Annotated in this window: 20 protein-coding genes, 1 pseudogene and 1 riboswitch; of the genes and pseudogenes, 15 read left to right on the forward strand and 6 right to left on the reverse strand. The window is 67.1% G+C overall.

The features are described from left to right. Positions 1-41: 41 nt before the first annotated feature. From U5768_RS27840 to ugpQ, 7 genes are all read left to right on the forward strand, one after another. Complete coding sequence (locus tag U5768_RS27840; protein ID WP_322033551.1) at positions 42-608, forward strand: PilN domain-containing protein; 567 nt, start codon at positions 42-44, stop codon at positions 606-608. After that, positions 605-1,477 (forward strand): hypothetical protein, encoded by an 873-nt coding sequence (locus U5768_RS27845; protein WP_322033552.1) that lies wholly within the window; start codon positions 605-607, stop codon positions 1,475-1,477. Before U5768_RS27840 ends, U5768_RS27845 begins: the two co-directional genes overlap by 4 nt. Continuing rightward, complete coding sequence (gene pilQ, locus U5768_RS27850; protein ID WP_322033553.1) at positions 1,474-3,093, forward strand: type IV pilus secretin PilQ; 1,620 nt, start codon at positions 1,474-1,476, stop codon at positions 3,091-3,093. Before U5768_RS27845 ends, pilQ begins: the two co-directional genes overlap by 4 nt. 131 nt (positions 3,094-3,224) lie before the next feature. Further along, the gene (gene aroK, locus U5768_RS27855) at positions 3,225-3,779 is read left to right on the forward strand and encodes a shikimate kinase AroK (RefSeq protein ID WP_322033635.1); all 555 of its coding nucleotides are present in this window, start codon (positions 3,225-3,227) and stop codon (positions 3,777-3,779) included. Positions 3,780-3,829: 50 nt separating this feature from the next. Then, positions 3,830-4,912 (forward strand): 3-dehydroquinate synthase, encoded by a 1,083-nt coding sequence (gene aroB, locus U5768_RS27860; protein WP_322033554.1) that lies wholly within the window; start codon positions 3,830-3,832, stop codon positions 4,910-4,912. A gap of 127 nt (positions 4,913-5,039) precedes the next feature. Then, a complete protein-coding gene (locus tag U5768_RS27865) occupies positions 5,040-6,179 on the forward strand; it encodes a deoxyguanosinetriphosphate triphosphohydrolase (RefSeq protein WP_322033636.1) in 1,140 nt (379 codons plus the stop codon). 51 nt (positions 6,180-6,230) lie between these two features. After that, complete coding sequence (ugpQ, locus tag U5768_RS27870; RefSeq protein WP_322033637.1) at positions 6,231-6,992, forward strand: glycerophosphodiester phosphodiesterase; 762 nt, start codon at positions 6,231-6,233, stop codon at positions 6,990-6,992. Between the two features lie 34 nt (positions 6,993-7,026). On the opposite strand, the gene U5768_RS27875 is transcribed toward ugpQ, so the two are convergent. Together U5768_RS27875 and U5768_RS27880 are read right to left on the reverse strand one after the other, a co-directional pair. Continuing rightward, positions 7,027-7,401 (reverse strand): glycine zipper domain-containing protein, encoded by a 375-nt coding sequence (locus U5768_RS27875; protein ID WP_322033555.1) that lies wholly within the window; start codon positions 7,399-7,401, stop codon positions 7,027-7,029. A gap of 378 nt (positions 7,402-7,779) precedes the next feature. Continuing rightward, positions 7,780-8,499 carry an OmpW/AlkL family protein gene (locus U5768_RS27880; RefSeq protein WP_322033556.1) on the reverse strand — a complete coding sequence of 240 codons (720 nt, stop codon included), beginning with the start codon at positions 8,497-8,499 and terminating at the stop codon, positions 7,780-7,782. Between the two features lie 188 nt (positions 8,500-8,687). On the opposite strand from U5768_RS27880, the pseudogene U5768_RS27885 reads away from it, so the two are divergent. The 4 genes and pseudogenes from U5768_RS27885 to thpR form a co-directional block, all read left to right on the forward strand. After that, positions 8,688-9,377, forward strand: a pseudogene (locus U5768_RS27885) (transposase); the annotation flags it as partial. 646 nt (positions 9,378-10,023) lie between these two features. Next, positions 10,024-14,724, forward strand: a complete 4,701-nt coding sequence (locus tag U5768_RS27890; protein ID WP_322033557.1) for a glutamate synthase-related protein — start codon at positions 10,024-10,026, stop codon at positions 14,722-14,724. A 99-nt stretch (positions 14,725-14,823) separates the two neighbouring features. Further along, positions 14,824-16,290 (forward strand): glutamate synthase subunit beta, encoded by a 1,467-nt coding sequence (locus U5768_RS27895; protein WP_322033558.1) that lies wholly within the window; start codon positions 14,824-14,826, stop codon positions 16,288-16,290. 156 nt (positions 16,291-16,446) lie between these two features. Then, positions 16,447-17,025, forward strand: coding sequence for an RNA 2',3'-cyclic phosphodiesterase (gene thpR / locus U5768_RS27900; protein ID WP_322033559.1), 579 nt, complete (start codon positions 16,447-16,449; stop codon positions 17,023-17,025). A gap of 24 nt (positions 17,026-17,049) precedes the next feature. Here the strand turns inward: thpR and U5768_RS27905 are convergent, their stop codons facing one another. The 4 genes from U5768_RS27905 to U5768_RS27920 form a co-directional block, all read right to left on the reverse strand. After that, positions 17,050-18,414, reverse strand: coding sequence for a D-amino acid dehydrogenase (locus U5768_RS27905; protein ID WP_322033560.1), 1,365 nt, complete (start codon positions 18,412-18,414; stop codon positions 17,050-17,052). A gap of 49 nt (positions 18,415-18,463) precedes the next feature. Next, complete coding sequence (locus U5768_RS27910) at positions 18,464-19,759, reverse strand: MFS transporter (RefSeq protein ID WP_322033561.1); 1,296 nt, start codon at positions 19,757-19,759, stop codon at positions 18,464-18,466. A gap of 265 nt (positions 19,760-20,024) precedes the next feature. After that, positions 20,025-20,807: an SDR family NAD(P)-dependent oxidoreductase gene (locus U5768_RS27915; RefSeq protein WP_322033562.1), complete on the reverse strand. Its 783-nt coding sequence runs from the start codon at positions 20,805-20,807 to the stop codon at positions 20,025-20,027. Then, complete coding sequence (locus U5768_RS27920; RefSeq protein WP_322033563.1) at positions 20,804-22,564, reverse strand: ABC transporter ATP-binding protein/permease; 1,761 nt, start codon at positions 22,562-22,564, stop codon at positions 20,804-20,806. Before U5768_RS27920 ends, U5768_RS27915 begins: the two co-directional genes overlap by 4 nt. Positions 22,565-22,861: 297 nt before the next feature. Further along, positions 22,862-22,975, forward strand: a riboswitch (TPP riboswitch). A gap of 275 nt (positions 22,976-23,250) precedes the next feature. Here U5768_RS27920 and U5768_RS27925 point away from each other — a divergent pair. The 4 genes from U5768_RS27925 (at position 23,251) to thiE (ending at position 26,655) form a co-directional block, all read left to right on the forward strand. Continuing rightward, positions 23,251-24,399 carry an FAD-dependent oxidoreductase gene (locus tag U5768_RS27925; protein WP_322033564.1) on the forward strand — a complete coding sequence of 383 codons (1,149 nt, stop codon included), beginning with the start codon at positions 23,251-23,253 and terminating at the stop codon, positions 24,397-24,399. A gap of 42 nt (positions 24,400-24,441) precedes the next feature. Further along, positions 24,442-24,639, forward strand: coding sequence for a sulfur carrier protein ThiS (gene thiS, locus U5768_RS27930; protein WP_322033565.1), 198 nt, complete (start codon positions 24,442-24,444; stop codon positions 24,637-24,639). 91 nt (positions 24,640-24,730) lie between these two features. Further along, positions 24,731-25,546, forward strand: a complete 816-nt coding sequence (locus tag U5768_RS27935) for a thiazole synthase (RefSeq protein ID WP_322033566.1) — start codon at positions 24,731-24,733, stop codon at positions 25,544-25,546. Then, positions 25,543-26,655: a thiamine phosphate synthase gene (gene thiE, locus U5768_RS27940; RefSeq protein WP_322033567.1), complete on the forward strand. Its 1,113-nt coding sequence runs from the start codon at positions 25,543-25,545 to the stop codon at positions 26,653-26,655. The genes U5768_RS27935 and thiE overlap by 4 nt, the downstream gene beginning before the upstream one ends. The last annotated feature ends 100 nt before the right edge of the window (positions 26,656-26,755 follow it).

Genomic DNA, 26,755 nt, shown 5'->3' on the forward strand with positions numbered 1-26,755 from the left:
CGTGGCGGCAGCGAGCCATCCGCAGGCTGGGTCGGCTGCGTTTGATCGAATGGGGCGCCGCGGCGCTTGGCGGTTGCGTGTGCGCACTGGGCGTCGTGCTTTGGCAGCGTGTGGAATGCAGCGCGCTCGAGGCTCGACGCGAGGCGCTCGAACGGCCGCTCGCGCAGTGGCGTGCACCGCTCGCGGAAGCCGGGCGTCTTGCGCGAGAGGGTGAAGCGCGTCGCGTCGGCGAACAACTCGCCCGGCGGTACGCGCGGGCTACGTCGCGCTTTTTCGCCCTCGCAGATGCGCTGGCGAGCGACGTGCCGCCTGGCGTCGGCTTGCAGCAGCTCGCGCAGTCCGCCGACGAGACCGATCTGCAGGCAAGCGCGGCCGACGAATCGGCGGCTGCAGCGTGGCTGGGCCGGCTGCGCGCGCTGCCCGATGTCGAAGCCGTGAGCGTGCGCGAACTCAAGCGCGGCGTGCCGCCCGGCGCTGCGCGCGAGCGTGCGTCCGACGGGCAGCCGATTCGCGTGGCCGCGCATCTCGTCTGGCAAGGCGCGAGCGCCGCGCCGGGTGCGGGCGCACCGCGAGCGTCGAGCGGCGCTGCGGCGAAGGAGGCGACATGAGCACGATGTCCGCGCATTCGGGAAAGGAGCATGGACGCGTTCTGGCCGGGGCACGCGCGGGCAATGCGTTGCGCGGATGGCCGCCGCTTCATGCGTGGCGCGCCCGACGCCGGCTGGCGGTCGCCCTGACGATTGCTGTGCTGGCTCTCGTTGCGGCGAGCGTCGCCTGTGTCGTCGCGGATCCACTTGGCGTACATGCCGCGCGCGCAGCGCTGGAGGAGGCACGAAAGCGCTACGGCGACGGCCGCCAGGTCCTGGCCCGCCTGCCCGCGCTGCGCGAAGCCGCAGCGCGAACGACTTCCCACGCGCCGCATGCCGGCAATTCCGCCGACGACATTCGCCGCGTTTCGCAACTCGCCGCGCAATCGGGCCTCGTGCTGCATGTGCTGGAACCGGGTCCTGCGGGCGGCGCGCATGCCGAGGCGTTCCGGTCGCTCAAGCTGATCGCGCAAGGCAGCTTCGCGCAACTGCGCGGCCTGCTCGAAGGGTTGGCGCGCGAGCCCGCGCTCATGGCGCCATCCGAACTGACGATCCGGCGCGGCGGAGCGGGGCTGTCGATCTCGGCGACCTTGCGTGTGTACGATGCGCTGCCCGCTGTGGCGCTGGCGGCGTCTGCCGGAGAGACGGCGCGCGACCCGATCGCTCACGCGACGGCGGCCGGGAGCGCGGAAGATGGATGGCGCCTGACCGGCATCCTCCAGGATCGGCAGCGGATTGTTGCGCTCGTGGAAACGCCCGAGGGTGTCGTAACCGTGCGGGCGGGCGAGGCGATCGGCGACGCCCGCGTGCTGGAAATCGGGCCTGCGCGAGTCGTCGTCGAGGCGGGCGGGACGACGCGCACGCTCGGCTGGGCGGAGGCGGTGAAATGAGCGCCCTCAAGTGGAAGGTTCGTCTCCTGGGCGCGTTGATTGGCGTCGCCGGGTGCGCTGCTTCGGCCGCGGTGCCGTTACCGCAGCCCGGATTGGGTCGCCTGCCGGTCGCGCTCGCGCGCTACGAAGCGCCGCCGTTACCCGACGGCGCGGACGAGCCAGCAGCATCGCAGTGGATCGCCAATCCGTTCACGGCAGGCCGCGATGCGCCTGCGCCCGACGCCACGCCTGAAGACGGCTCGCCCACCAGCGCGGACCGCGCCCAGGCCGTGACGCCGGCCGGCCTGCCGTCGCATCAACCCGGCAGCGACGCCCCGGCGCCGCCGCTCGAAGGGCCGCCGGTGCCCATGCGCGAGCCGCTGCGCCTTGGCGATCCCGCGGCAGCCAACGACGGCCTGCCGCCCGACCGGCCGATCACGCTCAATTTCCAGCGCGCTGAACTCACGGCCGTTCTGCACGCGTTCGCCCAGTTCACCAGGCTCAATATCGTCGCAAGCGAGCGTGCGCACGCTCAGGTGACGCTGCGCCTCGACCGTGTGCCGTGGCGTACCGCGTTTGATCTGCTGCTGGAAGCAAACGGCCTTGCGATGTCGCGCATCGGCGACGTGATCTGGGTCGCCCCCGCTGCCGAAGTGGCGGCGCGCGAGCGCCAGCGTTACGAGGCGCACGCCCGGGCCGCGGAACTGGAACCGCTTGCAAGCCGCTCGTTCGAATTGCATTACGCACGCGCCGAGGACTTGCGCCGGTTCCTGACGGGCTCGGGCGCACAGCGCGCATTGTCGAAGCGCGGAACGGCGGTAGCGGACGCGCGCACGAACCTCCTGTTCGTCACCGATTTGCCGGCGCGACTCGACCAGATCGGTGAACTGGTGCGGCGGCTCGATGCGCCGGCGCGCCAGGTGCTGATTGAGGCGCGCATCGTCGAGGGAGACGAGGGACTTTCGCGCGAGCTGGGCGTGCGTCTTGGCGTGACCCCGGTCAACGCGGACGGCACGCCCGCCCGCGGCCTCAGCGCAGGCGGTGCGAACGGCACGGTCTACGATCTTGCGGCAGGCCCGATTTCCGGCTTCGAGGCGGCAGGCCTCGGGCTCACGCTGCTGGCCGCGCGCGCCACGCGCCTGCTCGACATTCAGTTGAGCGCGCTCGAAGCCGAAGGGCGTGGGCGTGTGGTGTCGAGTCCGCGTGTCGTAACCGCGGACCGCACGAAGGCTGTTGTCGAGCAGGGCACGGAGCTGCCTTATCAGGCCAAGGTCGGGCAGGGCGTTTCTGGCGTGCAGTTCCGGCGCGCAAGCCTGAAACTCGAAGTCGAGCCGCAGATCACACCCGATGGCCGCGTGATTCTCGATCTCGACGTGGCGAAGGACAGCGTCGGCGAGCAAACGGCCGCCGGGCCGGCGATCAACACCAAACACGTGCAGACGCGCGTGGAAATCGAGGACGGCGGAACGGTCTCGATCGGCGGCATCGACGCGACCGATGACCGCGAAGATGTGACGCGTGTGCCACTCCTGGGCAAAATACCGGTTCTGGGCGCGCTTTTTTCGCATCGCGCGCACCGGGATCAACGTAGCGAACTGGTCGTTTTCATCACGCCGCGTGTCGTGGAGGCGAATTGACCCTCGTTCAGCCTGCGAGTCTGGCGTAACCCTCTGGGCGCGCCTTTACGGGGCCGGAACCCGGGCGCCGCAGGCTCGACAACGCCGCCGCTTTGCCAGTAAGCTGCGGCACCAACCTTTCGTAGGAAACGCTGCAAGTGCGGGACGCAAACGCCAATGTATTTTTCGTAGGGCTCATGGGCGCCGGCAAGACGACCGTGGGCCGGGCGGTCGCGCGGCGGCTGGAGCGTCCGTTCTTCGACTCCGATCACGAGATCGAGGCGCGCACCGGCGCGCGCATCCCCGTGATCTTCGAACTCGAAGGCGAAGCGGGCTTTCGCGACCGCGAGGCCCAGATGATCGAGGAGTTGACGGGCCGCGAAAACATCGTCCTCGCCACGGGCGGGGGCGCGGTGCTGCGGCCCGAGAATCGCGCGGCGCTCAAGGCGCGCGGCTTTGTCGTGTATCTGCGCGCGCATCCGCACGACCTTTGGCTGCGCACGCGGCGCGACAAGAACCGCCCGCTCCTGCAAACCGAAGACCCCAAGGCGCGGCTCGAAGCGCTTTACGAAGTGCGCGACCCGCTATATCGCGAAATCGCGGATTTCGTGATCGAAACGGGCCGCCCTTCTGTCAACGGACTCGTCAACATGGTGCTGATGCAGCTCGATATGGCCGGCGTCGCGCGAGCCACGGCGCGCGAGTAGGGCGCAAGTCATATCAGGCAGCGCACCAGGAACCCCACACGATTCAGAGCATGATTACCGTCAACGTCGAACTGGGCGACCGCGCCTACCCCATCCATATCGGCTCCGGCCTGATTGGTCAGACAGCGCTTTTCGCGCCCCATATCGCAGGCAGTTCGGTGACGATCGTGACGAACACCGTCGTCGATCCGCTTTACGGTGAGACGTTGCGCGCCGCGCTCGCGCCGCTCGGCAAGGACGTCAGCACGGTGGTGTTGCCCGACGGCGAGGCGCACAAGAACTGGGAAACGCTCAACGAAATCTTCGACGCGCTGCTCACCTCGCGCGCGGACCGCAAGACCACGCTTATCGCGCTAGGCGGCGGCGTGACGGGCGACATGACGGGTTTCGCCGCCGCCTGCTACATGCGCGGCGTGCCGTTCATCCAGGTGCCTACCACGTTGCTTTCGCAGGTCGATTCCTCGGTGGGCGGCAAGACGGGCATCAATCATCCGCTCGGCAAGAACATGATCGGCGCGTTCTACCAGCCGCAAGCCGTCATCGCCGACATCGGTGCGCTCGCCACGCTGCCTGAGCGCGAACTGGCGGCGGGCATCGCTGAAGTCATCAAGACCGGCGCGATCGCCGACGCCGGATTTTTCGACTGGATCGAAGCCAACGTCGAGGCGCTCAACCGCTGCGAGCCGCAGGCGCTCGCGCACGCGGTCAAGCGCTCGTGCGAGATCAAGGCATCGGTCGTAGCCGCCGACGAGCGCGAGGGCGGTCTGCGCGCCATCCTCAACTTCGGCCACACGTTCGGCCATGCGATCGAGGCCGGGCTCGGTTACGGCGAGTGGCTGCACGGCGAGGCTGTCGGCTGCGGCATGGTGATGGCGGCGGATCTGTCCGTGCGCATGGGCATGCTGGACGAAGCGTCGCGCGCGCGCCTCGTGCGCGTAGTCGAGGCCGCGAAGCTGCCGGTGCGCGCGCCCGCGCTCGGCGCCGACCGCTACGTCGAGCTGATGCAGGTCGACAAGAAGGCCGAGGGCGGCGCGATCAAGTTCATCCTGCTCAAGCGCTTTGGCGAGACGCATATCGGCCGCGCGCCCGACGAAACCGTGCAGGCCACGCTTGCCGCTGCCACGCAAAACTGACGAGCCGCTGGCGACAACCCCTTGCGGAGGAACGGTGAGCGACACCCGCAGCGATAACCGTAGTGATCCCCGTGGTGATCCCCGTAGTGTTCAGGAACACAGCGATGCGCGTGACGGTGACGCCGCGCTGGCCGTGTCGTTCGAGGCGGGCCTCGCGCCTTACGCGGCGCACGCCTCGCGCTCGCGCGGGCGGCGCTATCCTGAACCGCCGCCTGCCGCGCGCAGCGATTTCCAGCGCGACCGCGACCGCATCGTCCATTCCACGGCGTTTCGGCGTCTCGAATACAAGACCCAGGTTTTCGTGAACCACGAAGGCGATCTCTTTCGCACGCGGCTCACGCACAGCCTGGAAGTCGCGCAGATCGCCCGCTCGGTCGCCCGCAACCTGCGCGTGAACGAGGATCTGGTCGAAGCGATCTCGCTCGCGCACGACCTCGGCCATACGCCGTTCGGCCATGCGGGCCAGGACGCGCTCAACGAGTGCATGCGCGAGCACGGCGGCTTCGAACACAATCTGCAAAGCCTGGCCGTCGTGGACGAACTCGAAGAGCACTACGGCGCGTTCGACGGCCTGAACCTGTGTTTCGAAACGCGCGAAGGCATTCTCAAGCACTGCTCGCGCGAGCATGCGCGGCGGCTCGGCGAGCTGGGCGAGCGTTTTCTGCTCGGCCGGCAACCGTCGATCGAAGCGCAGATCGCCAACATCGCCGACGAAATCGCCTACAACAACCACGACGTCGACGACGGCCTGCGCTCGGGCCTGCTCACCATCGAGCAGCTCGCCGAAGTCGAACTCTGGCAGACGCATTACGACGCCGCGCGCGCCGAATATCCGCAGATCGAGGGCCGCCGGCTGGTTCACGAGACGGTGCGGCGCATCATCAACACGCTGATCGTCGATCTGATCGGGCAGACGCGGCGCAATCTCGCCGAGTGCGCCCCGCAGTCGGTCGACGACGTGCGCGCGGCGCGTCCGCTCGTCGCGCACAGCGAGCGCGTGGCCGCGCAGGCGGCCGCGCTCAAGCGCTTCCTCTACCGCAACCTGTACCGCCACTATCGGGTGATGCGCATGGCCAACAAGGCGCGGCGCGTGGTGAAGGGCTTGTTCGATGCGTTCAGCGACGACCCGCGCCTCTTGCCGCCACCGTACCAGACGCACGACGCCGCCGCGCAGCCGCGGCTGATCGCGCATTACATCGCGGGCATGACCGACCGCTATGCCTTGAAGGAGTACCGCCGTCTCTTCGTCGTCTCCGACGACGTTTGAGCGCGCGACTCGCCGCACCTCGCTGCGCCTGCCGATTTCGGAGCCCATTTGATCAAGTCCTGGCCGTATCCGCGCGTTGCCGCGCATCGAGGGGGCGGCACGCTCGCGCCCGAAAACACGTTGGCGGGTCTGCGCACCGGCGCGAGCTACGGCCATAGGCTGGTCGAGTTCGACGCCAAGCTGTCCGCGGACAACGTTGCTTTTCTGCTGCACGACGACACGGTCGAGCGGACGTCGAACGGCCACGGCGCGGCGGCGAGCATGCGCTACGCGGAGCTTGCGGCGCTGGACGCGGGTAGCTGGCGGGATGCACGTTTTGCCGGCGAGCCGATGCCGACAATCGCGCAAGTCGCCGCGTGTTGCCTTGAGCTGGGCCTCGCGGCGAACGTGGAAATCAAGCCCTGCTCGGGCCGCGACGTGGAAACCGGGCGCATCGTCGGCGCCGAAACGGCGCGTCTATGGAAGGGAGCGGGGAAGGGAGCGGAAAAGGCGCAGCCTTTGCTGTCCTCGTTCTCCTATACGGCGCTGGAGGCGGCGCGCGAGAGCGCGCCGAACCTGCCGCGCGGCCTGCTATTCGAGCACGTGCCCGCCGACTGGCGCGAGCAGACCGCAGCGCTGGGCTGCGTCTCGCTCCATGCGAGCCATCGTCATCTGGACGAGGCACTTGTCGCCCGTATCAAATCGGCGGGACTCTTCATCCTCGCCTACACGGTGAACGACCTCGAGCGCGCGCGGCAGCTCGTGAACTGGGGCGTCGATACGATCTGCACGGACCGTATCGACCTGATCGGGCCACAGGCGCTGGACGCTTGAGGTTTGGCCGCACGGCCAGCGCCTGGTACCTCGATCAGCGGCGCGCCATCAGCGCACCCAACACCAGCGCCACGCCGCCGACGACCGCGAGGGCTTGCCACGGGTTGCGATGCACGTAGTCGTCCGCGCCGGCAATGGCGGCGTCCGCATGGTCGCGCGCGGCGGCGCGCGCCACTTCGAGCCGCTCGCGAGCGGCGTCGAGGCGCTTGCGAATGTCGGTACGCAGCGCGGCGGCATCGGCCTGGGTTCCATCGCCTAGCGTGTTTTCCAGCTCGGCGAGCAGATCACGCAACTCGTCGGTGATATCGGCGGCGGCGCTGCGGCCGCGACGCGCAATGCGCCGCGCGTGGCGGCCCGTGCGCGTCCAGGAATCTCCGAGGGCTTCTCGCGTGTTCGGAAAGGCGCTCATGTGTATGGCTCCGTCGTTGAAAAGTCACAGGTAAAGGCTCGCCGCAGCGCGCACGAAAAAAGGCGCAAAAAGGCGAGGACCGGAATGAAAGTATTGCGCAATTCCGGTGCCCGAGACTTGAACGAGCGCAGCGACTTCGGCGCAATGGCCCGCCAGGCGGGGGCTTCGCTCGCGGGCGACAAAAGAGGTGATTACGGGGACAGCACGCTTTTTCGCAGAGGCATAGAATCAGGATAAGCCCATGCGATGAGCGGGGAAAATTCGATGGAGACGCGCGGGCCGGGAGGAAACGGCGGGGCGGAAAACGCAGCCCTTCGCCCGATGCCGCAGGGGCGAGGCGAAGGGCCGGCGCGAGATGGTGCGGAGCGCCGCAGCGCGTTAGAAGTTGTAGCCGACCTTCAGGTAAGTGACGAGCGGGTTCAGGTGAATCTTCGATTCCGCGACGCGCTGGGTCCCGAACTGGTTGTTCAGCGTCGTGTGGTACGTGGCGGTCACGTTGATCGGAATGTAGGAGAGCGAGAAACCGGCGAACCAGTGCTTCGTGAAGTTGTAGTTGAAGCCCAGGTTAAACACGGGGGCCCAGGAACGATCCGTGGTAACACTGGTCGGACCCCCAAGCACGCCCTGTTCGAAGGCGCCGTTGGTAATCTTCGCGTCGGTGAACCAGGCGTAGGTCACGCCAACGCCGAGGTAAGGACGGAATTTTGCTTCAGGGCTGTTGAAGTAGTACTTGAACAGCAGCGCGGGGCTCCAGAGTTTCGCCGAGCCGACCTTGCCGAAGCTGCTGAGAGTGCCCCCGCCCGAAATGTCGAACTTCGGCGGAATGCCCAGTTCGGCTTCGGTAGCGAAGTGGTCGGTAATGTAGTAACCGAGAGAGACACCGAGGGTGTCGGCGGAGCCGACACTGGCGCCCGTGCCCGGAATCGCCATATTGACGGGCGAACCGCCCACGCTGTCGATCTTGAGCGAGTCGCTGGTGTCCTGCGGCATGAAGCGGAACCAGCCGGTGGTGACGTAAAACGTATGTGCGGATTGTGCGTGTGCTGCCGTGAAACTGGCGAGCGCGGCGGCCCCTGCCAGCGCCTGTTTTAATTTCATATTAATGCTCCTCCATGAAAGGCCCGCTCATTATGAACACAACGTTTGCAACAAACCATACGCGACCGTTAGAGCTTTTTTACTAAGCGCCGCGAGCTTTCCGCCGAAGCCGCATGCCAGCGAGAACTAGCGCTGGTGGGGCCTGGCGGGTCTGCGGGTATTCACCAACGGAACCAGGAAAATCGAGCATGGCACGGCTTGCACGTCTTTATGTTCCCGATCAGCCGCAGCATGTGATTCTGCGCGGACTCGATCAGCAGCCCGCGTTCGTCGATGACCAGGACTACGAACTGTTCATCGACTGCCTGAAGGCCGCGGCGCGCGATCACCATCTGGCGGTTCATGCGTGGGTTTTGATGCCCGGCGCGGTCCAACTGCTCGTCACGCCTTCCGACGAATCCAGCCTGCCCAAGGCAATGCAGGCGGTCGGCAGGCGCTACGTGGCGCATTTCAACCGGCGCTATGCGCGTCGCGGCACGCTCTGGGAGGGGCGCTACCGCGCGACGGTCATCGAGGGCGAGCGCTTCTTCCTGCTGGCAAGCCGCGTCGTCGAGCTTGCACCGGTGCGCAGTCATCTCGTGACGGCGCCCGAAGACTATCGATGGTCGAGCTACCGGCATCACATCGGCCTGACCGTGGATAGCCTCATCACAGACCATCCGCTGTACTGGGCGCTCGGCAACACGCCGTTCGAGCGTCAGCGCGCGTATCGCGAACTCTGCGAACAGGCGCTCGACGAACGTGAAACGACGCAGCTCATGCAGGCCACGCTCAAGGGCTGGGTGCTCGGCAGCGACACGTATCGCGATTGGGCGTCGCGCACAGCGAACCGGCGCGTCTCCCCGCTGCCGCGCGGACGGCCCCGCAAGGTGCGCGAAGCGCCGGGCTCGCCTGCGGCAGGGCAGGCCGCAATCGGCGCGGCGGCCACGGCAAGCGCGGCCTCGACGCCTGCGGCTGGTTCAACCGCTAGCGGCGGCCAGCCGGCCGGTCACAGCGCCGGCCAATCGGGCCCCCATTCGTCGCCGCACACCGGCGCCACTCCCGCCGGTTCGACCTCGACGCACGGCGGCGGCCACGCCGGGAGTGGTTCGGCTACAACAGTGGGGGGAAATCCGACTGGCTCGACAAGCCATTCCGGCACCTCGCAGGGCTCGGGTGGCAGCGGCTCGGGAGGTTCCAGTTCGGGGCACGAAGAACGTAAGCCGGGCACCGGCACCCACTGATTGGTTTCTGGATCAACGGGTTACGAGATAAACGGCATCTCCGGATGCCGTTTTCTTTTGCCCTTAAATGATATGGAACCAATAAAAAAATGTGCGGATGCACCAAGTCGATAATTGGGGTTCGAACATGACGTTTTATTTGCATGCCCTTGATTCGTCGCGTATATTCGCCTTTCGGCTCTCCTGGGCGCATAACGCGGGAAGCTGGTATCGCCCCCGCAACGCCGTACAGCGGTCACGCACACGGCGTAAAAAAGAATGGATTCAACGGCCGGAAACGGCCTTACTCGACGGTGTCCCCATGAACGATCACCAGCAGCGCGCCGCGGTGCCCGCCGCGCAAGGTCTCTATGACCCGCAAAACGAACACGACGCCTGCGGCGTTGGCTTCGTCGCCCATATCAAGGGCAAGAAGAGCCACGAAATCATTCAGCAAGGCCTGAAGATTCTCGAAAACCTCGACCATCGGGGCGCCGTGGGTGCCGATCCGCTCATGGGCGACGGCGCGGGCATCCTGATCCAGATTCCGGACGCGTTCTATCGCGAGGAAATGGCCAAGCAGGGCGTGACGCTGCCGCCGTTCGGCGAATACGGCGTCGGCATGATCTTCCTGCCGAAGGAGCACGCTTCGCGTCTCGCGTGCGAACAGGAACTCGAGCGCACGGTGCGCGCCGAAGGCCAGGTCGTGCTGGGCTGGCGCGACGTGCCGGTCGACCACGCCATGCCGATCTCGCCCACGGTGAAGGCGAGCGAGCCGCTGATCCGCCAGATCTTCATCGGCCGCGGCAAGGACGTGATGGTGACGGACGCGCTCGAGCGCAAGCTGTACATCATCCGCAAGACCGCGAGCCACCGCATCCAGGCGCTCAAGCTCAAGCACGGCAAGGAATACTTCGTGCCGTCGTGCTCGGCGCGCACGGTCGTCTACAAGGGTCTGCTGCTGGCGGGTCAGGTCGGCGTGTACTACCGCGACCTGCAGGACGAGCGCGTCGTTTCCGCGCTGGCGCTCGTGCACCAGCGCTTCTCGACCAACACGTTCCCGGCGTGGGAACTGGCTCACCCGTACCGCATGATCGCCCACAACGGTGAAATCAACACCGTGAAGGGCAACGTGAACTGGCTGAACGCCCGTACCGGCGCGATCGCCTCGCACGTGCTCGGCGACGACCTGCCGAAGCTCTGGCCGCTGATCTATCCGGGCCAGTCGGATACGGCATCGTTCGACAACTGTCTCGAACTGCTGGTGATGGCGGGTTATCCGCTCGTCCACGCGATGATGATGATGATCCCGGAAGCCTGGGAACAGCACACGCTGATGGACGAGAACCGCAAGGCGTTCTACGAATACCACGCCGCCATGATGGAGCCGTGGGACGGCCCCGCCGCGATCGCCTTCACGGACGGCCGCCAGATCGGCGCGACGCTCGACCGTAACGGTCTGCGTCCGGCGCGCTACATCGTCACCGACGACGACCTCGTCATCATGGCGTCGGAAGCGGGCACGCTGCCCATTCCCGAATCGAAGATCGTCAAGAAGTGGCGCCTGCAGCCGGGCAAGATGTTCCTGATCGACATGGAACACGGCCGCATCATCGACGACAAGGAACTCAAGGACAACCTCGCCAACGCCAAGCCGTACAAGAGCTGGATCGACGCGGTGCGCATCAAGCTCGACGAAATCGAGCCGAAGGCGGAAGACGTGGCCACGGCACGCGCCGAAGCCGCCGCGCTGCTCGACCGTCAGCAGGCGTTCGGCTACACGCAGGAAGACCTCAAGTTCCTGATGGCGCCGATGGCGATGTCGGGCGAAGAAGCGGTGGGGTCGATGGGCAACGACTCGCCGCTGGCGGTCATGTCCAACAAGAACAAGACGCTCTACAACTACTTCAAGCAGCTCTTCGCGCAGGTCACGAACCCGCCGATCGACCCGATCCGCGAAAACATGGTGATGTCGCTCGTGTCGTTCATCGGCCCGAAGCCGAACCTGCTCGACACGAACAACATCAACCCGCCGATGCGTCTCGAAGTGTCGCAGCCGGTGCTCGACTTCAAGGACATCGCGAAGATCCGCGCGATCGAGCAGTACACGGGCGGCAAGTTCAGCAGCTACGAGCTGAACATCTGCTATCCGGTGGCCTGGGGCAAGGAAGGCATCGAGGCGCGTCTCGCGTCGCTGTGCGCGGAAGCCGTCGATGCGGTCAAGTCGGGCTACAACATCCTGATCGTCTCGGACCGCCGCGCGGACCGCGACAACGTCGCGATTCCGGCGCTGCTCGCTACCTCCGCGATCCACTCGCACCTCGTGCAGCACGGTCTGCGCACGAGCACGGGTCTCGTCGTGGAAACGGGTTCGGCGCGTGAAACGCACCACTTCGCGCTGCTCGCCGGTTTCGGCGCGGAAGCCGTGCACCCGTACCTCGCGATGGAAACGCTCGCGCAGATGGCGCAGGGCCTGAAGGGCGATCTCTCGCCGGAGAAGGCCGTCTACAACTTCACCAAGGCGGTGGGCAAGGGCCTGCTCAAGGTGATGTCGAAGATGGGCATCTCCACGTACATGTCGTACACGGGCGCGCAGATTTTCGAAGCGGTCGGTCTGGCTGACGATCTCATCGCCAAGTACTTCAAGGGCACGGCCTCGAAGGTGGGCGGCATTGGCCTCTTCGAAGTGGCGGAGGAAGCGATCCGCCTGCACCGCGACGCATTCGGCGACAACCCGGTTCTCGCCAACATGCTCGACGCGGGCGGCGAGTACGCGTACCGCGTGCGCGGCGAAGACCACATGTGGACGCCGGACGCGATCGCCAAGCTCCAGCACTCGGCGCGCAGCAACTCGTATCAGACGTACAAGGAATACGCGCACCTGATCAACGATCAGACCAAGCGTCACATGACGTTCCGCGGCTTGTTCGAATTCCGTATCGACCCGGCGCGCGCGATTTCGATCGACGACGTCGAACCGGCCAAGGAAATCGTCAAGCGCTTTGCGACTGGCGCAATGTCGCTCGGCTCGATCAGCACGGAAGCGCACGCTACGCTCGCGGTCGCGATGAACCGCATCGGCGGCAAGTCGAACACGGGCGAGGGCGGCGAAGACGAGAAGCGTTATCGCAACGAACTGCGCGGCATTCCGATCAAGAACGGCGACACGATGCGTTCGATCATCGGCGAGGAAGTCGTCAAGGACATCCCGCTGAAGGACGGTGACTCGCTGCGCTCGAAGATCAAGCAGGTCGCGTCGGGGCGCTTCGGCGTGTCGGCGGAGTATCTGTCGTCGGCTGACCAGATCCAGATCAAGATGGCGCAGGGCGCGAAACCGGGCGAGGGCGGTCAGTTGCCCGGCCACAAGGTTTCGGAGTACATCGGCAAGCTGCGTTACTCGGTGCCGGGCGTGGGCCTCATCTCGCCGCCGCCGCACCACGACATCTATTCGATCGAGGACCTGGCGCAACTGATTCACGATCTGAAGAACGTGAACCCGGTGTCGTCGATCTCGGTGAAGCTGGTGTCGGAAGTGGGCGTGGGCACGGTCGCTGCGGGCGTGGCGAAGGCCAAGGCCGACCACGTCGTGATCGCCGGTCACGACGGCGGCACGGGCGCCTCGCCGCTCTCGTCGCTCAAGCACGCTGGCACGCCGTGGGAACTCGGCCTCGCCGAAACGCAGCAGACGCTCGTGCTGAACCAGTTGCGCGGCCGCATTCGCGTGCAGGCCGACGGCCAGATGAAGACGGGCCGCGACGTGGTGATCGGCGCGCTGCTCGGCGCGGACGAATTCGGCTTCGCGACGGCGCCGCTCGTCGTGCAGGGCTGCATCATGATGCGCAAGTGCCACCTGAACACCTGCCCGGTCGGCGTTGCCACGCAAGATCCGGTGCTGCGCGCGAAGTTCTCGGGCCAGCCCGAGCACGTCGTCAACTTCTTCTTCTTCATCGCCGAAGAAGTGCGCGAAATCATGGCGAATCTGGGCATCCGCAAGTTCGACGATCTGGTCGGCCGCGCGGATCTGCTCGATACGCGCCGTGGCGTGGAGCACTGGAAGGCCAAGGGTCTCGACTTCTCGCGCGTGTTCTATCAGCCGCAAGTGGGCGCCGAAGTCGCGAAGAAGCATGTGGATACGCAGGACCACGGCCTGGACCGCGCGCTCGATCACACGCTGATCGAGAAGGCGAAGGCTGCGATCGAAACGGGCGAGCATGTGTCGTTCATCCAGCCGGTGCGCAACGTGAACCGCACGGTCGGCGCGATGCTTTCGGGCGTCGTCGCGAAGAAGTATGGCCACGACGGTCTGCCGGAAGACACGATCCACATCCAGTTGAAGGGCACGGCGGGCCAGAGCTTCGGCGCGTTCCTCGCACGCGGCATCACGCTGGACCTCGTGGGCGACGGCAACGACTACGTCGGCAAGGGCCTCTCGGGCGGGCGCATCATCATTCGTCCGACCAACGACTTCCGCGGCAAGTCCGAAGAAAACATCATCTGCGGCAACACGGTGATGTACGGCGCTCTCGAAGGCGAAGCCTTCCTGCGCGGCGTGGCGGGCGAGCGTTTCGCGGTGCGTAACTCGGGCGCGACGGCCGTTGTCGAAGGCACGGGCGACCACGGCTGCGAATACATGACGGGCGGCACGGTGGTCGTGCTGGGCGAAACGGGCCGTAACTTCGCGGCGGGCATGTCGGGCGGCATCGCCTACGTGTACGACCCGGAAGGCACCTTCGCCGGCAAGTGCAACAAGTCGATGGTCGCGCTCGATCCGGTGCTGCAACAGGCCGAACAGGAGCGCACCGTGGACCGCGCGCTGTGGCACGCGGGCCAGACCGACGAAGCGCTGCTCAAGGGACTCGTCGAGCGTCACTTCCAGTTCACGGGTTCGTCGCGCGCCAAGGCGCTGCTCGAAAACTGGGATGCTGCGCGCCGCCAGTTCGTGAAGGTGTTCCCGACGGAATACAAGCGCGCACTGGGCGAACTCGGCGCGAAGAAGGCGAACCAGGAAGAACTGGCCGCTTAAGCGTCGAAACGACTCCAAGACGAAGCGCCCGCCGCGCTCACTGAAGCGGCGGCGGGCGCGGTCCCCTCACCGAATAGATCAAATAGACGAGAACCACTTATGGGTAAGGCAACCGGTTTTCTCGAGTTCGAGCGCCAGCATGAGGCGTACGAAGCACCGCTCACGCGCGTGAAGCACTACAAGGAATTTGTGGCGGCGCTCTCCGACGCCGACGCGAAGGTCCAGGGCGCGCGCTGCATGGATTGCGGCATTCCGTTCTGCAACAACGGCTGCCCGGTCAACAACATCATTCCGGACTTCAACGACCTCGTGTTCCGCCAGGACTGGAAGAGCGCGATCGACGTTCTGCATTCCACGAACAATTTCCCCGAGTTCACGGGCCGCATCTGCCCGGCGCCCTGCGAAGCGGCGTGCACGCTCGGCATCAACGACGATCCGGTCGGCATCAAGTCGATCGAGCACGCGATCATCGACAAGGCATGGGCCGAAGGCTGGGTCGCGCCGCAAGTCGCGAAGCACAAGACGGGCAAGAAGGTGGCCGTGGTCGGTTCGGGCCCCGCAGGGCTCGCCGCCGCGCAGCAACTCGCGCGCGCCGGTCATGAGGTGATGGTGTTCGAGAAGAACGATCGCGTCGGCGGCCTGTTGCGTTACGGCATCCCCGACTTCAAGCTGGAAAAGTGGCTGATCGACCGCCGGATGCGCCAGATGGAAGCCGAAGGCGTGACGTTCCGCACCAATGTGTTCATCGGCAAGGGCGAACTGCCCGCTTACATCGGCAACACGGCGAAGGAAACGATCACGCCGGACGAACTGAAGGACCAGTTCGACGCCGTGGTGATCGCGGGCGGTTCGGAAACGCCGCGCGACCTGCCGGTGCCGGGCCGCGAACTCGAAGGCATCTACTACGCCATGGAGTTCCTGCCGCAGCAGAACAAGGTCAACGCCGGCGACAAGCTGCCGAACCAGTTGCTCGCCAAGGGCAAGCACGTGGTCGTGATCGGCGGCGGCGACACGGGTTCCGACTGCGTGGGCACGTCGAACCGTCATGGCGCAAAGAGCGTCACGCAGTTCGAACTGCTGCCGCAGCCGCCCGAAGTCGAGAACAAGCCGCTCGTGTGGCCGTACTGGCCGGTCAAGCTGCGCACGTCGTCGTCGCACGACGAAGGCTGCTCGCGCGACTGGTCGGTGGCGACCAAGCGCCTGGAAGGCAAGAACGGCAAGATCGAGAAGCTGATCGCCGCGCGCGTGGAGTGGAAGGACGGCAAGATGGTCGAAGTGCCGGACTCGGAATTCGAAATGAAGGCCGATCTCGTGCTGCTCGCCATGGGCTTCACGCAGCCGGTTTCGCCGGTGCTCGAAGCGTTCGGCGTGGACAAGGACGCGCGCGGCAACGTGCGCGCCTCGACCGAAGGCGAGAAGGCGTACTACACGTCGGTGGACAAGGTGTTCACGGCGGGCGACATGCGTCGCGGCCAGTCGCTCGTGGTGTGGGCGATCCGCGAAGGCCGCCAGTGCGCACGTTCCGTCGACGCGTATTTGATGGGCAGCACGGAGCTGCCGCGTTAAATCCAGTGTGTCCCGCAATGTGCCGGGACGCACGGGAGACGGCAGGAGACGCAGTGACAGAAGCCGGGCGCCCGCGAGGGTGACCCGGCTTTTTTACGCTCGCACCCGACCGGCGTACCATGACGCGGTTGCCCGACCGAACGAGGTCCGCCGATCATGTCCGAAGCCCGCGAGACCGCTCGCCCTGATCCCACCGATCCTGACGCGCAGCAATGGCGGCGCTGCTTCATCGCGCTGGCGCCCACAGCGGTGTCGCGCGACGCGCTCGCCGCGCTGGACGTGCCGCCCAACGCGCGGCGCGTGCCCTACGCGCAACTGCATCTGACGGTGACGTTCATCGGCGCGATGTCGTTCGACCAGGGCGCCATACTCTCGCAGCGGCTCGCGGAGCACGCGCCGCACATCCCGCCCGCGCCGGTCACGCATATCGAATGCTGGCCGGGACGCGCGCATCCGCGCCTGATGGTGGCCGTACTGGCGATGTCCGATGCGTTCACGGCGCTCGACTGGCGCGTGCGCTCGCTGATGGCAGACGTGGGATTGCCGCTCGACGCGCGAGCGTTCCGCCCGCACGTGACGCTCGCCCGCTTTGCGCGCGACGCGGTGGGCGCGCCGGCGGCGAGCGGCGGCGAAGCGCTGCCGCCGTTGCGTTTCGAATCGCTGGTGCTGTATTCGAGCACGCTCGCGAAGCAGGGCGCGCGCTACGAGGCGCTCGCGAGCGTGGCGCTCGGTTGAGGTGCCGGCGCGCCGCCTAATGGCCTAATGGCGATACCGCGCGAGCGTCAAACCATCGAGATCGATTTCCGGCGAATGTTGCGTGACGAGGTCCGCAAGCACGCGGCCCGAACCCATCGACATCGCCCAGCCCGTCGAGCCGTGCCCGACGTTCAGCCACAGGCCATCCACGCCCGACGTGCCGAGAAGCGGCGCGCCGTCCGGCACCATGGGCCGGCGTCCCACCCAGAATTGCGCCGACGAAGGCGTCGCCGCGTGCGGGAACCAGTCGTCGAGGACCTTCATGAGCGTTTGCAGTGCCTGTTCGCGCAGTGTCGCGCGGTGGTCGCCCAGTTCCGCCGTGCCCGCTACGCGCAGGTACGGGCCGAAGCGCGTGATCGCCGTCTTGAGCGACTCGTCCATGAGCGCGGCGCGCGGGGCTTTCTGTTCGTCGACCACGGGCAGCGTGGCCGAATAGCCCTTCACCGGATACAGCGGCACGCGCACGCCGAGCGGCGCGACGAGCGCCGCGCTCTCCACGCCCAGCGCGACTACCACGGCGTCGGCGGCGAGCGTGTGCGGCGTGTCGTCGGCGGGCTCGCTGCGCTCGGCCGGGCGCAGCACCTCGGCCGGCGCGCGGCGCTGCTCGCGGCGGTCCTTGCGGTTGTTCGCCTTGCGCCGGCCCGGCACCGCGCGCACGCGCACGCCGTTCACCTTGCCGCCCGCGGCTTCGAGCGCGAGCACTTCGGTATCGAACAGGAACGTCACGCCGCGGGCTTCGCACACGGAGCGCAGTTCGCGCGTGAAGCGTGCGCAGTCGCCGGCTTCGTCTTCGGGCAGATAGACGCCCGCCACGGGTTTCACGCGCGACCAGGCAAGCCCGGGCTCGACCTGCGCGCAGGCGGCGGAATCGAGTTCGCGGAAGACGATGCCCGCATCGCGCAGCACGCCGAGCGCCGGTTGCGCGAGTTCGAGATCGTAGTCGCTGCGAAAGAGTTGCAGATAGCCCTGGCTGCGCCCGTACTCGAACGCGTGCGTGGCGCGAAACGCGTGCAGGCACTCGCGGCTGTAGTACGCGATGCGCTGCATGCGCTGCTTGTTCACGCGAAAGCGCGCGAGATCGCATTCGCGCAGCCAGCGCGCGATCCAGCGCCACTGCGCGGCGTCGAGCGTGGGCCGGAAAATGAGCGGCGAGGTGGGCTTGAGCAGATATTTGATGAGCTTCGCGGGCATGCCCGGCGCGGCCCACGGCGTGACGTAGCCGGGCGCGATGACGCCGGCGTTACCGAAGCTCGTGCCGAGCGCGACGCCCGGTTCCCGTTCGACGACCGTGACGTCGCAGCCTCGTTCGCTCAAGTAATACGCAGTAGCGACGCCGATCACACCGGCGCCGAGGACGATCGTTTTCATGCCGGTCGCACAACAGGGAGGGACGGTCGGTATTGCAGCATGTTCGCGCTCATCGTGCAGTGGACTCCGCAGACGGACGCTCGCTCGCGGCAGCAGGCGTTTCCTCGCTCAGGACTTTGCCCTTCGTCTCCGGCAGACACAGCGCCGCCACGATCACGAGCAGATAGCCCGCGCCCGCCACCACGCCGATCGCCTTCACGAGCGAGGTGGTTTGCGCGAAAACGCCAACCAGAATGGGAAAAAACGAGCCGAGGCCGCGTCCGAGGTTATAGCAGAAGCCTTGGCCCGAGCCGCGGATCGCGTTCGGGTAAAGCTCCGAAAGATACGCGCCCACGCCGGCGAAAATGCCTTGCACGACGATGCCGAGCGGAAAGCCGAGCAGGAGCATGGCGGTGTCGGTGATGGGCAGCATCGTGTATGCCATGCCGAGCGCAAACGATCCGATGGCAAACAGGATGAACGAGGCGCGCCGACCGATCTTGTCGCACAGAATCGCGCCGACGATATAGCCCGTGAACGAGCCGACGATCAGCACGATCAGATAGCCGCTCGTGTTGAACACCGAGAGATGGCGCACCGTCTTGAGGTAGGTGGGCAGCCAGGTGGTGATCGCGTAGTAGCCGCCGAGCATGCCGGTGCACAGCGCGCTGCCGAGCAGGGTCGTGCCCAGATGCGCGGGCGCGAAAATCTGCATGAAGTGGCTTTGCAGCGCGCCGCTTTCGCGCGCGCGGCGCGTGGCGACGAACACATCGGGGTCGCTCACGTTGCGGCGCACGTAGAGAATCCACAGCGCGGGCACGATGCCGATCCAGAAGCACGCGCGCCACGCGTATTCCTCGGGGAGCAGCGCGAAGAAGGCCCAGTACAGGATGGCGGCCGCGCCCCAGCCGAACGACCAGCTACTTTGCACCGTGCCCACGGCCTTGGCGCGATGCTGCGGCGAGCGGATCGTTTCGGCCATCATCATCGTGACGACCGTCCATTCGCCGCCAAAGCCGATGCCTTGCAGCGTGCGCGTGGCGAGCAGTTGCCAGAACGAATGCGTGAAACCGGAGAGGCAGGTGAAGACCGCGAAGGTGGCGATGGTCCACTGCAGCACGCGCACGCGGCCGTAGCGGTCGGCGAGGATGCCGGCGAGCCAGCCGCCGATTGCCGAGGAGATCAGCGAACTGGTCGCGATCATGCCGGCTTCGCTCTTGGTCATGCCCCAGGTGGCGATGAGCGTGGGGATCAAGAACGAGTAGATCATGAAGTCGAACGCGTCGACGGCGTAGCCGCCGAAGCCCGCGTAGAGCGTGCGCCGCTCGCGCGCGTTCAACTCGGTGAACCAGTGAAAATAGCCCATCGCGTGTCTTCCCCCATCTTTGTTGTGCGCGCAACGAACCGGGACGAGCGGCGCGTGCGGCGCAAGCGATCCGGCCGGCGCAAACGCCCTGGGTGGCGGGTGCGCTCGATGCTGGCGGGCTGCGCGGTGCGGCGCCGCCCGTCTCCGGTGTGCTGGATGCGTATTTTACGGTGTGAAAGCGTGCTGAGGCGAGGGGCAATTTCGGGCGCCCGCGAGCGCCTCATTCGGGCGTTTGGTTCGATAGCAAGCGAACGATGGCACCGCGCTAGAGCGTGAGACCGCCGTCGACGTGGATTACCTGGCCGGTGATGTGGCGCGCGGCGTCCGAAAGCAGGAAGGCGATGAGTTCGGCGATGTCGGCGGGGTCCGCCACGTGGCCGAGCGGGGTTTCCTGCGCGGCGCGCTCCCACGCTGACGCGTTTTCCGGCGTCGGGCCGTGATCCTTGCGCGTGTAGCCGGGCGCGACGCAATTCACGGTCACGCCGTGCGGCGCCAGTTCCGCGGCCGCGGTTTTCGCCAGCGATTCGAGCGCGGCCTTCGCGGCAGCGGTGGCGGCGAACGGCGCGCTGGCGCGGTAGCGGTGCGCGACGAACGAACTCAGCGCGACCACGCGGGCGCGCGCCGAGCGTTCCAGCGCCGCACGCGCGCGCTGCACGAGCGCCGCGAACGCCGTGGGCATGGCCGCGAACGCGCCTTCGAGCGACGCGGCTTCTAGTGCAGCGAGCGTCTGGCGCTGCGCATGCCCGGCGTTGGCGACGAGCTGGTCGAGCGCGCCGAAGCGCGCAAGCGTGGCGTCCACGAGCGCGCCTGGCTGGCCCGCCTGGGCGAGATCGCCGTACGCGCTCGCGCACGTCGAGCCGCGCTGCTCGCACTCGGCGGCGACGGCGGCGAGGCGCTCGCGCGATGCGTCGTCCGCGCCGCGCGCGTGCAGCATCAACGCCACGCCCGGCGCCGCGATACGGCGCGCGAGCGCCGCGCCGATACCCGAGCCCGCGCCCGTGATCAGCACGACGCGGTCAAAGCCCCCGGCGTTTGCGTTTACGCTCACGCGGCAACCCGCTCTTCAGGCATGCGCTCGATCTCGAGCGTTTCGTGGTGGTATGCGGCAAGCGACTCGCGGTGCGCGACGCTCACGATCGCCGCCTTCGGCAGGCGCTCCACGAACAGCTTGTAGAGACGGCTTTCGTTGTCGGGGTCGAGCGCGCTCGTCGCTTCGTCGAGGAACAGATAGTCGGGCTTGTGCAGCAGCACGCGGGCGCCGGCGAGACGTTGCTGCTCGCCCGGCGAGAGCACGCGCGACCAGTGCGCCGATTCGGCGAGACGATCCGCGTACTCTTCCAGGCGGCAGGCGCGCAGCGCTTCGCGGCAGTCTTCGTCGCTGTAGTCGTCGGCGGGCGAGGGGTAGGTGAGCGCCGCCTTGAGCGTGCCGATGGGCAGGTAGCTCTGCTGCGGGATGAACATCATGCGCGCATCCACGGGTGCGTCGATCGAGCCTTCGCCGAACGGCCACAGGCCCGCGAGCGCGCGCATCAGCGTGCTCTTGCCGGCGCCCGAGGGGCCGCGCACGAGCCAGCGCGAGCCCGGCTTGATGGCGATGTCGCGCACTTCCGAGAGCGGCATGCCGTTGGGCAGCGAAAGCTTGAGGTGGTCGGTGGCGAGTTCGTTGTTGTCGATGAAATGCAGGTTGATGCCGCCGTGCTCGGTGGCCGGCGAGACCGATTCCTTCAGGCGCGGCGAGTGCACCACGCGCACGAATTCGCGCAGACGGTTCACGGTAGCGCGCCATTCGACCAGCGTGGAGTAACTATTGATGAACCACGAGAACGAATCGCTCACGGTGCCGAAGGCCTGCGAGATCTGCATCAGCACGCCAAACGTGAAGGCGCCCGCGAAGTACCGCGGCGCGGCCACGACGAGCGGGAAGATGATGGCGATCTGGCCGTAGAAGCTCAGCACGAAGGTGAGGCGCTTCGTGTACTTCATCACGCGCCACCAGTTTTCGCGGATGTGCTGGAAGAGCCCTTGCGCGTTGCTGCGCTCGGTGTTCATGCCGTCGTAAAGCGCGATCTGTTCGGCGTTTTCGCGCAGGCGGATCAGGCCGAAGCGGAAGTCCGCTTCCACCTTTTGTTGCTGATAGTTGATCGACACGAGCGGGTGGCCGACCTTCTGGATCACGAGCGAGCCGAACACGGCGTAGAGCGCGGCGGCCCAGACCATGTAGCCCGGAATCGCGATCGGCGTGCCGCCCAGCGTGACCGTGAGCGCGCCCGCGAGCGTCCACAGGATCGTGATGAACGAGATGAGCGTGACGACCGTGGAGAGGAGGTCGAGCGTGAGCGAAAGCGTGGTCGTGGCGAACGACTGAAGGTCGTCGCTGATCCGCTGGTCGGGGTTATCGGCGAGACGGTCGCGCTCGATGCGGTAGAACGCGCCCTTGCCGAGCCACTCGTTCAGGAAGCGGTGGGTGAGCCACTGGCGCCAGCGAAAGCCGAGCATCTGCCGCAGATACCGGCCATACACCGCGAGGATGATGAAGCCGAACGCCAGCTCGGTGAAGGTCAGCAACAGTGGCGGGAAGCGCTTGACGTCCTTGGCCTGCAACGCGTTGTAGAACTCCGCGCTCCAGCCGTTCAGCCGCACGTTGATCCACACGACGAGCAGATTCATCACGATGATCGCGACGAGCAGACCCCAGGCGACCCAGCGTTCCTCGGACACCCAGTAAGGCTTGATCAGGCTCCACGCGGTGATCTTCTGATGCTCGTTCTGATCGGGCGTGGCGGGGGCAGCAGGTTGGTTGGTCATGTGCGTCCTGAAGATGTGGCGGCCCGCTCGGGGCATGCGCTCTCGCGCCGCATGGCGGCTGCGGGGCGGCGATTTTGCAGCGATTCTGTCGCCGGGCGCTTAAGTGAGTCTTAATCGGCGAAAAGCGGGCCGAAAGCGGAGACACAAGCGCGCGCCTGCGCCGCCGTGGCGTGGCGCCCATTGTCTCACCGCGCGGGCCTGCGAGGCGAAAGAGGCGGGCTCAGGGCATTGTGCCAGAGCCGGCGGCCCGTTCCGCCGAGGTTTGCGGGCCGCGCGGCTTTTGTGGTCTAATCGACTTTGACGAAACAGGGGTGCTTCACCGGTATGCGGGGCATGCCGTACTGAGGCTGAGAGAGACCCTTCGCACCCGATCCGGGTAATACCGGCGCGGGAAGTTTCAGAAAGTCTTGGCCGGCGCCCAGCCTTCGCAGGGCGCCAGGATTCCCGCCGGGCTGCGCTTTGGGCGCATCGGTTCGTACGAATTCCGCGAGTTTCGCATTCGTGCCGGGCCGTCTGCGCCGCATAGCCTCCACGGTCGGCCTTGCCAGCCGGTTTCGTCCTTGGGTACGTCTGCTGCTGCCGTACGGAAAGGATACGATGACCGCCTATTCTCTTTGCTCCCCGTTTTTTATCGCGTGCGCGGTGCCGTTCGCGTTGCCGTGCGCCTTGCGTGACGGAGCGCCGTCATGAGCCGCGCCCATCATCATCGCGCGGGCGGCATGCCCGACTTTGCCGTGCTGGGCGGCGGCTTGAGCGGCCGGCTCGTCGCATGGCATCTTGCCGGCGAGGGCCATCGCGTCGCGCTCTACGAACGTGGCGGCCCCGAAGGCGGCGAAGCCGCGGCCTGGGTCGCGGCGGCCATGCTCGCCCCTCTCGCGGAGGCGGCTGTGGCCGAGTTGCTCATCACCGAGCTTGGCATCGAGTCGCTCGAAACCTGGCCGCGCATTCTGGCCGGGCTGCCGCAGCCTGTGTTCTTCCAGCGCAATGGCACGCTCGTCGTCTGGCATACCGCCGATCGCACCGAAGCCCCGCTCTTCGAGCGCCGCGTGCGCGCCAACGCGCCGCGTTCGCTCGCCGAGTCGAACTTCGTCGCGCTCGCCGGCGCCCAGCTCGACGCAGCCGAACCGGCGCTCGCCGGGCGCTTCGCGCGCGGCTGGTTGCTCGAAGGCGAGGGCCAGCTCGACAATCGCCAGGCGTTGGCCGCTTTGGCCGCGGGGCTCGCCGATCGCGGCGTGGAGACTCACTGGCATACCACGGTCGACGAGGCCAACCCGCCGCTTGCGCGCGTGACGATAGATTGTCGCGGGCTGGGCGCCAAACCTGTGCTGCCGGGTTTGCGCGGAATTCGCGGTGAAGTCGCGCGCGTGCACGCGCCGGGCATCGCGCTCACTCGGCCGGTGCGGCTGCTGCATCCGCGTTATCCGCTCTATATCGCGCCCAAGGAGAACGACGTTTTCGTGATCGGCGCGACCGAGATCGAAGGCGAGGACCGTTCGCCTGTGAGCGTGCGCTCGGCGCTCGAACTGCTGAGCGCGGCGTTTGCGGTGCATCCGGCGTTCGGCGAGGCGCGCATTCTGGAGTTGAACACGCAGTGCCGCCCGACGCTGCCCGATCATCGCCCGGCGCTCATTTGGGACGGCAAGACCACGCTGCGCGTGAACGGCCTTTACCGGCACGGATTCATGATCGCGCCGGCAGTCGCCGACGAAGCCGCGCGCGTCGCCCAGGCGCTGCTCGACGAGCGCGTGAACGACGCCGATTCCTTCGAGTCGCTGCGCCGCGCCTCGCGCTGGGGCGAGATGCTCCACGTGCAGGGCGCGCACGAGCCGGCCTGAAGCGCTACCCGAAACAATCCGCAGTCTGAGAACGTATTTGCCATGGACATTCACATCAACCAGAAGCCGGTCACGCTGCGCGAGGGCGCGACTGTCGCCGATGCGCTCGCCGCATTTGGCGCGCGTCCGCCGTTCGCCGTCGCGCTGAACGGCGATTTCGTGGCGCGCGCCCAGCATGGCGCGCGCGCGCTCCAGGCGGGCGACCGCCTCGACGTCGTGAGCCCCGTGGCCGGTGGCTGAGCCTCGCTCGCTCAAAGCCTCCGGTCGCGCGCCGCCGCTTGTTGCACAGGTCGCGAGCGCTTTCACGACAACCGCCCAAGGATTCCAACCCATGACCACCACTCCCACCGCCGACGCGCTCACGCTCTACGGCGAAACCTTCGCGAGCCGCGTGCTGCTCGGCACGTCGCGCTATCCGTCGCTGCAATCGCTCGCCGATTCGATGGCGGCCGCGCGTCCCGGCATGATCACCGTCGCGCTGCGCCGCCAGATGAACGAAGGCACCGCCGAAGCGGGCTTTTTCGATCTGCTCAAGCGCCACGGCGTGCCGCTCCTGCCGAACACGGCCGGCTGTCTCACCGTCAACGAGGCCGTGACGACGGCGCACATGGCGCGCGAAGTCTTCGAAACCGACTGGATCAAGCTCGAACTGATCGGCGACGACTACACGCTGCAGCCCGACCCGGTCGGCCTGATCGAGGCCGCTGCGCGACTCGTGAAGGACGGCTTCAAGGTGCTGCCGTATTGCACCGAAGACCTCGTGATCGGCCGGCGCCTGCTCGACGCGGGCTGCGAGGCGCTCATGCCGTGGGGCGCGCCGATCGGCACCGGCAAGGGCGTGATCAATCCGTATGGCCTGCGCGTGCTGCGCGAGCGCTTGCCCGATGTGCCGCTCATCGTCGATGCGGGTCTCGGCGTGCCGTCGCATGCGTGCCAGGTGATGGAGTGGGGCTTCGACGGCGTGCTGCTCAACACGGCCGTGTCGCAGGCCACGCACCCCGATGCGATGGCGCGTGCGTTCGCGCTGGGCGTCGAGGCCGGCCGTGCGGCATTTCTCGCCGGGCCGATGGCCGAGCGCGAGGCGGCGGTGGCGAGCACACCCGTGGTCGGCATGCCTTTCTGGCACCAGGATGGAGACAAACGATGACCGAAACGCTGCGACTTAAGGACCGCGAACTGTTCTGGCCGCCCGCCGACGAACTCACCGAAACGGCGGAGCGCATTCGCGCGCGCCTGGGCGACTGGCAGCCCACGCATGCGCCGTGGCGCATCTGCCTCACGCCGCCCGACGTGCCCAACGGCGGCGATCTCATCATCGTCACCGACGCGGCGCCACATTTGGCCAACATCGCGCGCTGGATGACCGACGGCGCGGGCGTGATCGAAGCCGCGGGCGAAAACCCGAAGGCGGCGCGCGCCACACTGCATCTCGGCGGCGAACGTTACGCGCTCGAAGGCGAACTGGCGGAGGACTGGATTCCCGCGCTGGCGGCATTTCTCGACTGCGGCTTCGATCCGCACGACGCGCTCGTGCTCGCGCTCGCATGGCGCGACGGCGACGAGCAGCAGGCCGACGCGTGGCCCGTCGACATCGAGCGCTTCCCGCGTGTGCTGGGCCTGCCCGCCGCGCCCCCGCAGCCGTTCGCGCCGTGCCCCGCGAAGCTTGGCCTCTATCCGGTGCTGCCCACGGCGGATTGGGTCGAGCGCGTGCTCGACTACGGCGTGAAGACGGTGCAACTGCGTAGCAAGCAGCCGAAATCGCCGGCGCTCACGCAGGAGATCGAGCGCTGCGTCGCGGCGGGCCGCAAGCACGACGCGCAACTGTTCATCAACGACCACTGGCGCGAGGCCGTCGCGGCGGGCGCCTACGGCGTGCACCTCGGCCAGGAGGACCTGCGCGAAGCCGACCTCGGCGCGATCGCGGCGGCCGGCGTGCGTCTTGGCCTTTCGACGCACGGCTACTTCGAGATGCTCACGGCGCTGCACTTCCGCCCGAGCTACCTCGCGTGCGGCGCGGTCTTCGCGACGACGACCAAGGCGATGCCCACGGCGCCCCAGGGCCTCGCGCGTCTTGCCCGCTACGTGAAGCTGCTGGACGGCGTCGTGCCGATGGTGGCGATCGGCGGCATCGACGGCAATGTGCTGCCCGAGGTGCTCGCCACGGGCGCGGGCAGCGCGGCCGTGGTGCGCGCCGTGACGGAGGCGGCCGACCCGCCTGCCGCGGTTGCTGCATTGCGCAACGCGTTTACGCAATAATGGTCCGCCCTGGCTTCGGGCTGCGCCGCACGCGCGACCCGGAGCCGAGGTGGCCGCAACCCCGCGACAGCGGGCAACGTGTGGCCTACATCAACGGGTC

It is taken from the genome of Paraburkholderia sp. J76, from assembly GCF_905220295.1.
GTDB lineage: Bacteria > Pseudomonadota > Gammaproteobacteria > Burkholderiales > Burkholderiaceae > Paraburkholderia.

What these genes read in the sequence shown, in the direction of transcription:
- U5768_RS27890 (WP_322033557.1), top strand. Translation starts at nt 10,024, where the DNA reads ATGAACGATCACCAGCAGCGCGCCGCGGTGCCCGCCGCGCAAGGTCTC.
- U5768_RS27895 (WP_322033558.1), top strand. Translation starts at nt 14,824, where the DNA reads ATGGGTAAGGCAACCGGTTTTCTCGAGTTCGAGCGCCAGCATGAGGCG.
- pilQ (WP_322033553.1), top strand. Translation starts at nt 1,474, where the DNA reads ATGAGCGCCCTCAAGTGGAAGGTTCGTCTCCTGGGCGCGTTGATTGGC.
- U5768_RS27910 (WP_322033561.1), bottom strand. Translation starts at nt 19,759, where the DNA reads ATGGGCTATTTTCACTGGTTCACCGAGTTGAACGCGCGCGAGCGGCGC.
- U5768_RS27935 (WP_322033566.1), top strand. Translation starts at nt 24,731, where the DNA reads ATGACCACCACTCCCACCGCCGACGCGCTCACGCTCTACGGCGAAACC.
- thiE (WP_322033567.1), top strand. Translation starts at nt 25,543, where the DNA reads ATGACCGAAACGCTGCGACTTAAGGACCGCGAACTGTTCTGGCCGCCC.
- U5768_RS27905 (WP_322033560.1), bottom strand. Translation starts at nt 18,414, where the DNA reads ATGAAAACGATCGTCCTCGGCGCCGGTGTGATCGGCGTCGCTACTGCG.
- aroB (WP_322033554.1), top strand. Translation starts at nt 3,830, where the DNA reads ATGATTACCGTCAACGTCGAACTGGGCGACCGCGCCTACCCCATCCAT.
- U5768_RS27880 (WP_322033556.1), bottom strand. Translation starts at nt 8,499, where the DNA reads ATGAAATTAAAACAGGCGCTGGCAGGGGCCGCCGCGCTCGCCAGTTTC.
- thpR (WP_322033559.1), top strand. Translation starts at nt 16,447, where the DNA reads ATGTCCGAAGCCCGCGAGACCGCTCGCCCTGATCCCACCGATCCTGAC.
- U5768_RS27925 (WP_322033564.1), top strand. Translation starts at nt 23,251, where the DNA reads ATGAGCCGCGCCCATCATCATCGCGCGGGCGGCATGCCCGACTTTGCC.
- U5768_RS27920 (WP_322033563.1), bottom strand. Translation starts at nt 22,564, where the DNA reads ATGACCAACCAACCTGCTGCCCCCGCCACGCCCGATCAGAACGAGCAT.
- U5768_RS27875 (WP_322033555.1), bottom strand. Translation starts at nt 7,401, where the DNA reads ATGAGCGCCTTTCCGAACACGCGAGAAGCCCTCGGAGATTCCTGGACG.
- U5768_RS27845 (WP_322033552.1), top strand. Translation starts at nt 605, where the DNA reads ATGAGCACGATGTCCGCGCATTCGGGAAAGGAGCATGGACGCGTTCTG.
- thiS (WP_322033565.1), top strand. Translation starts at nt 24,442, where the DNA reads ATGGACATTCACATCAACCAGAAGCCGGTCACGCTGCGCGAGGGCGCG.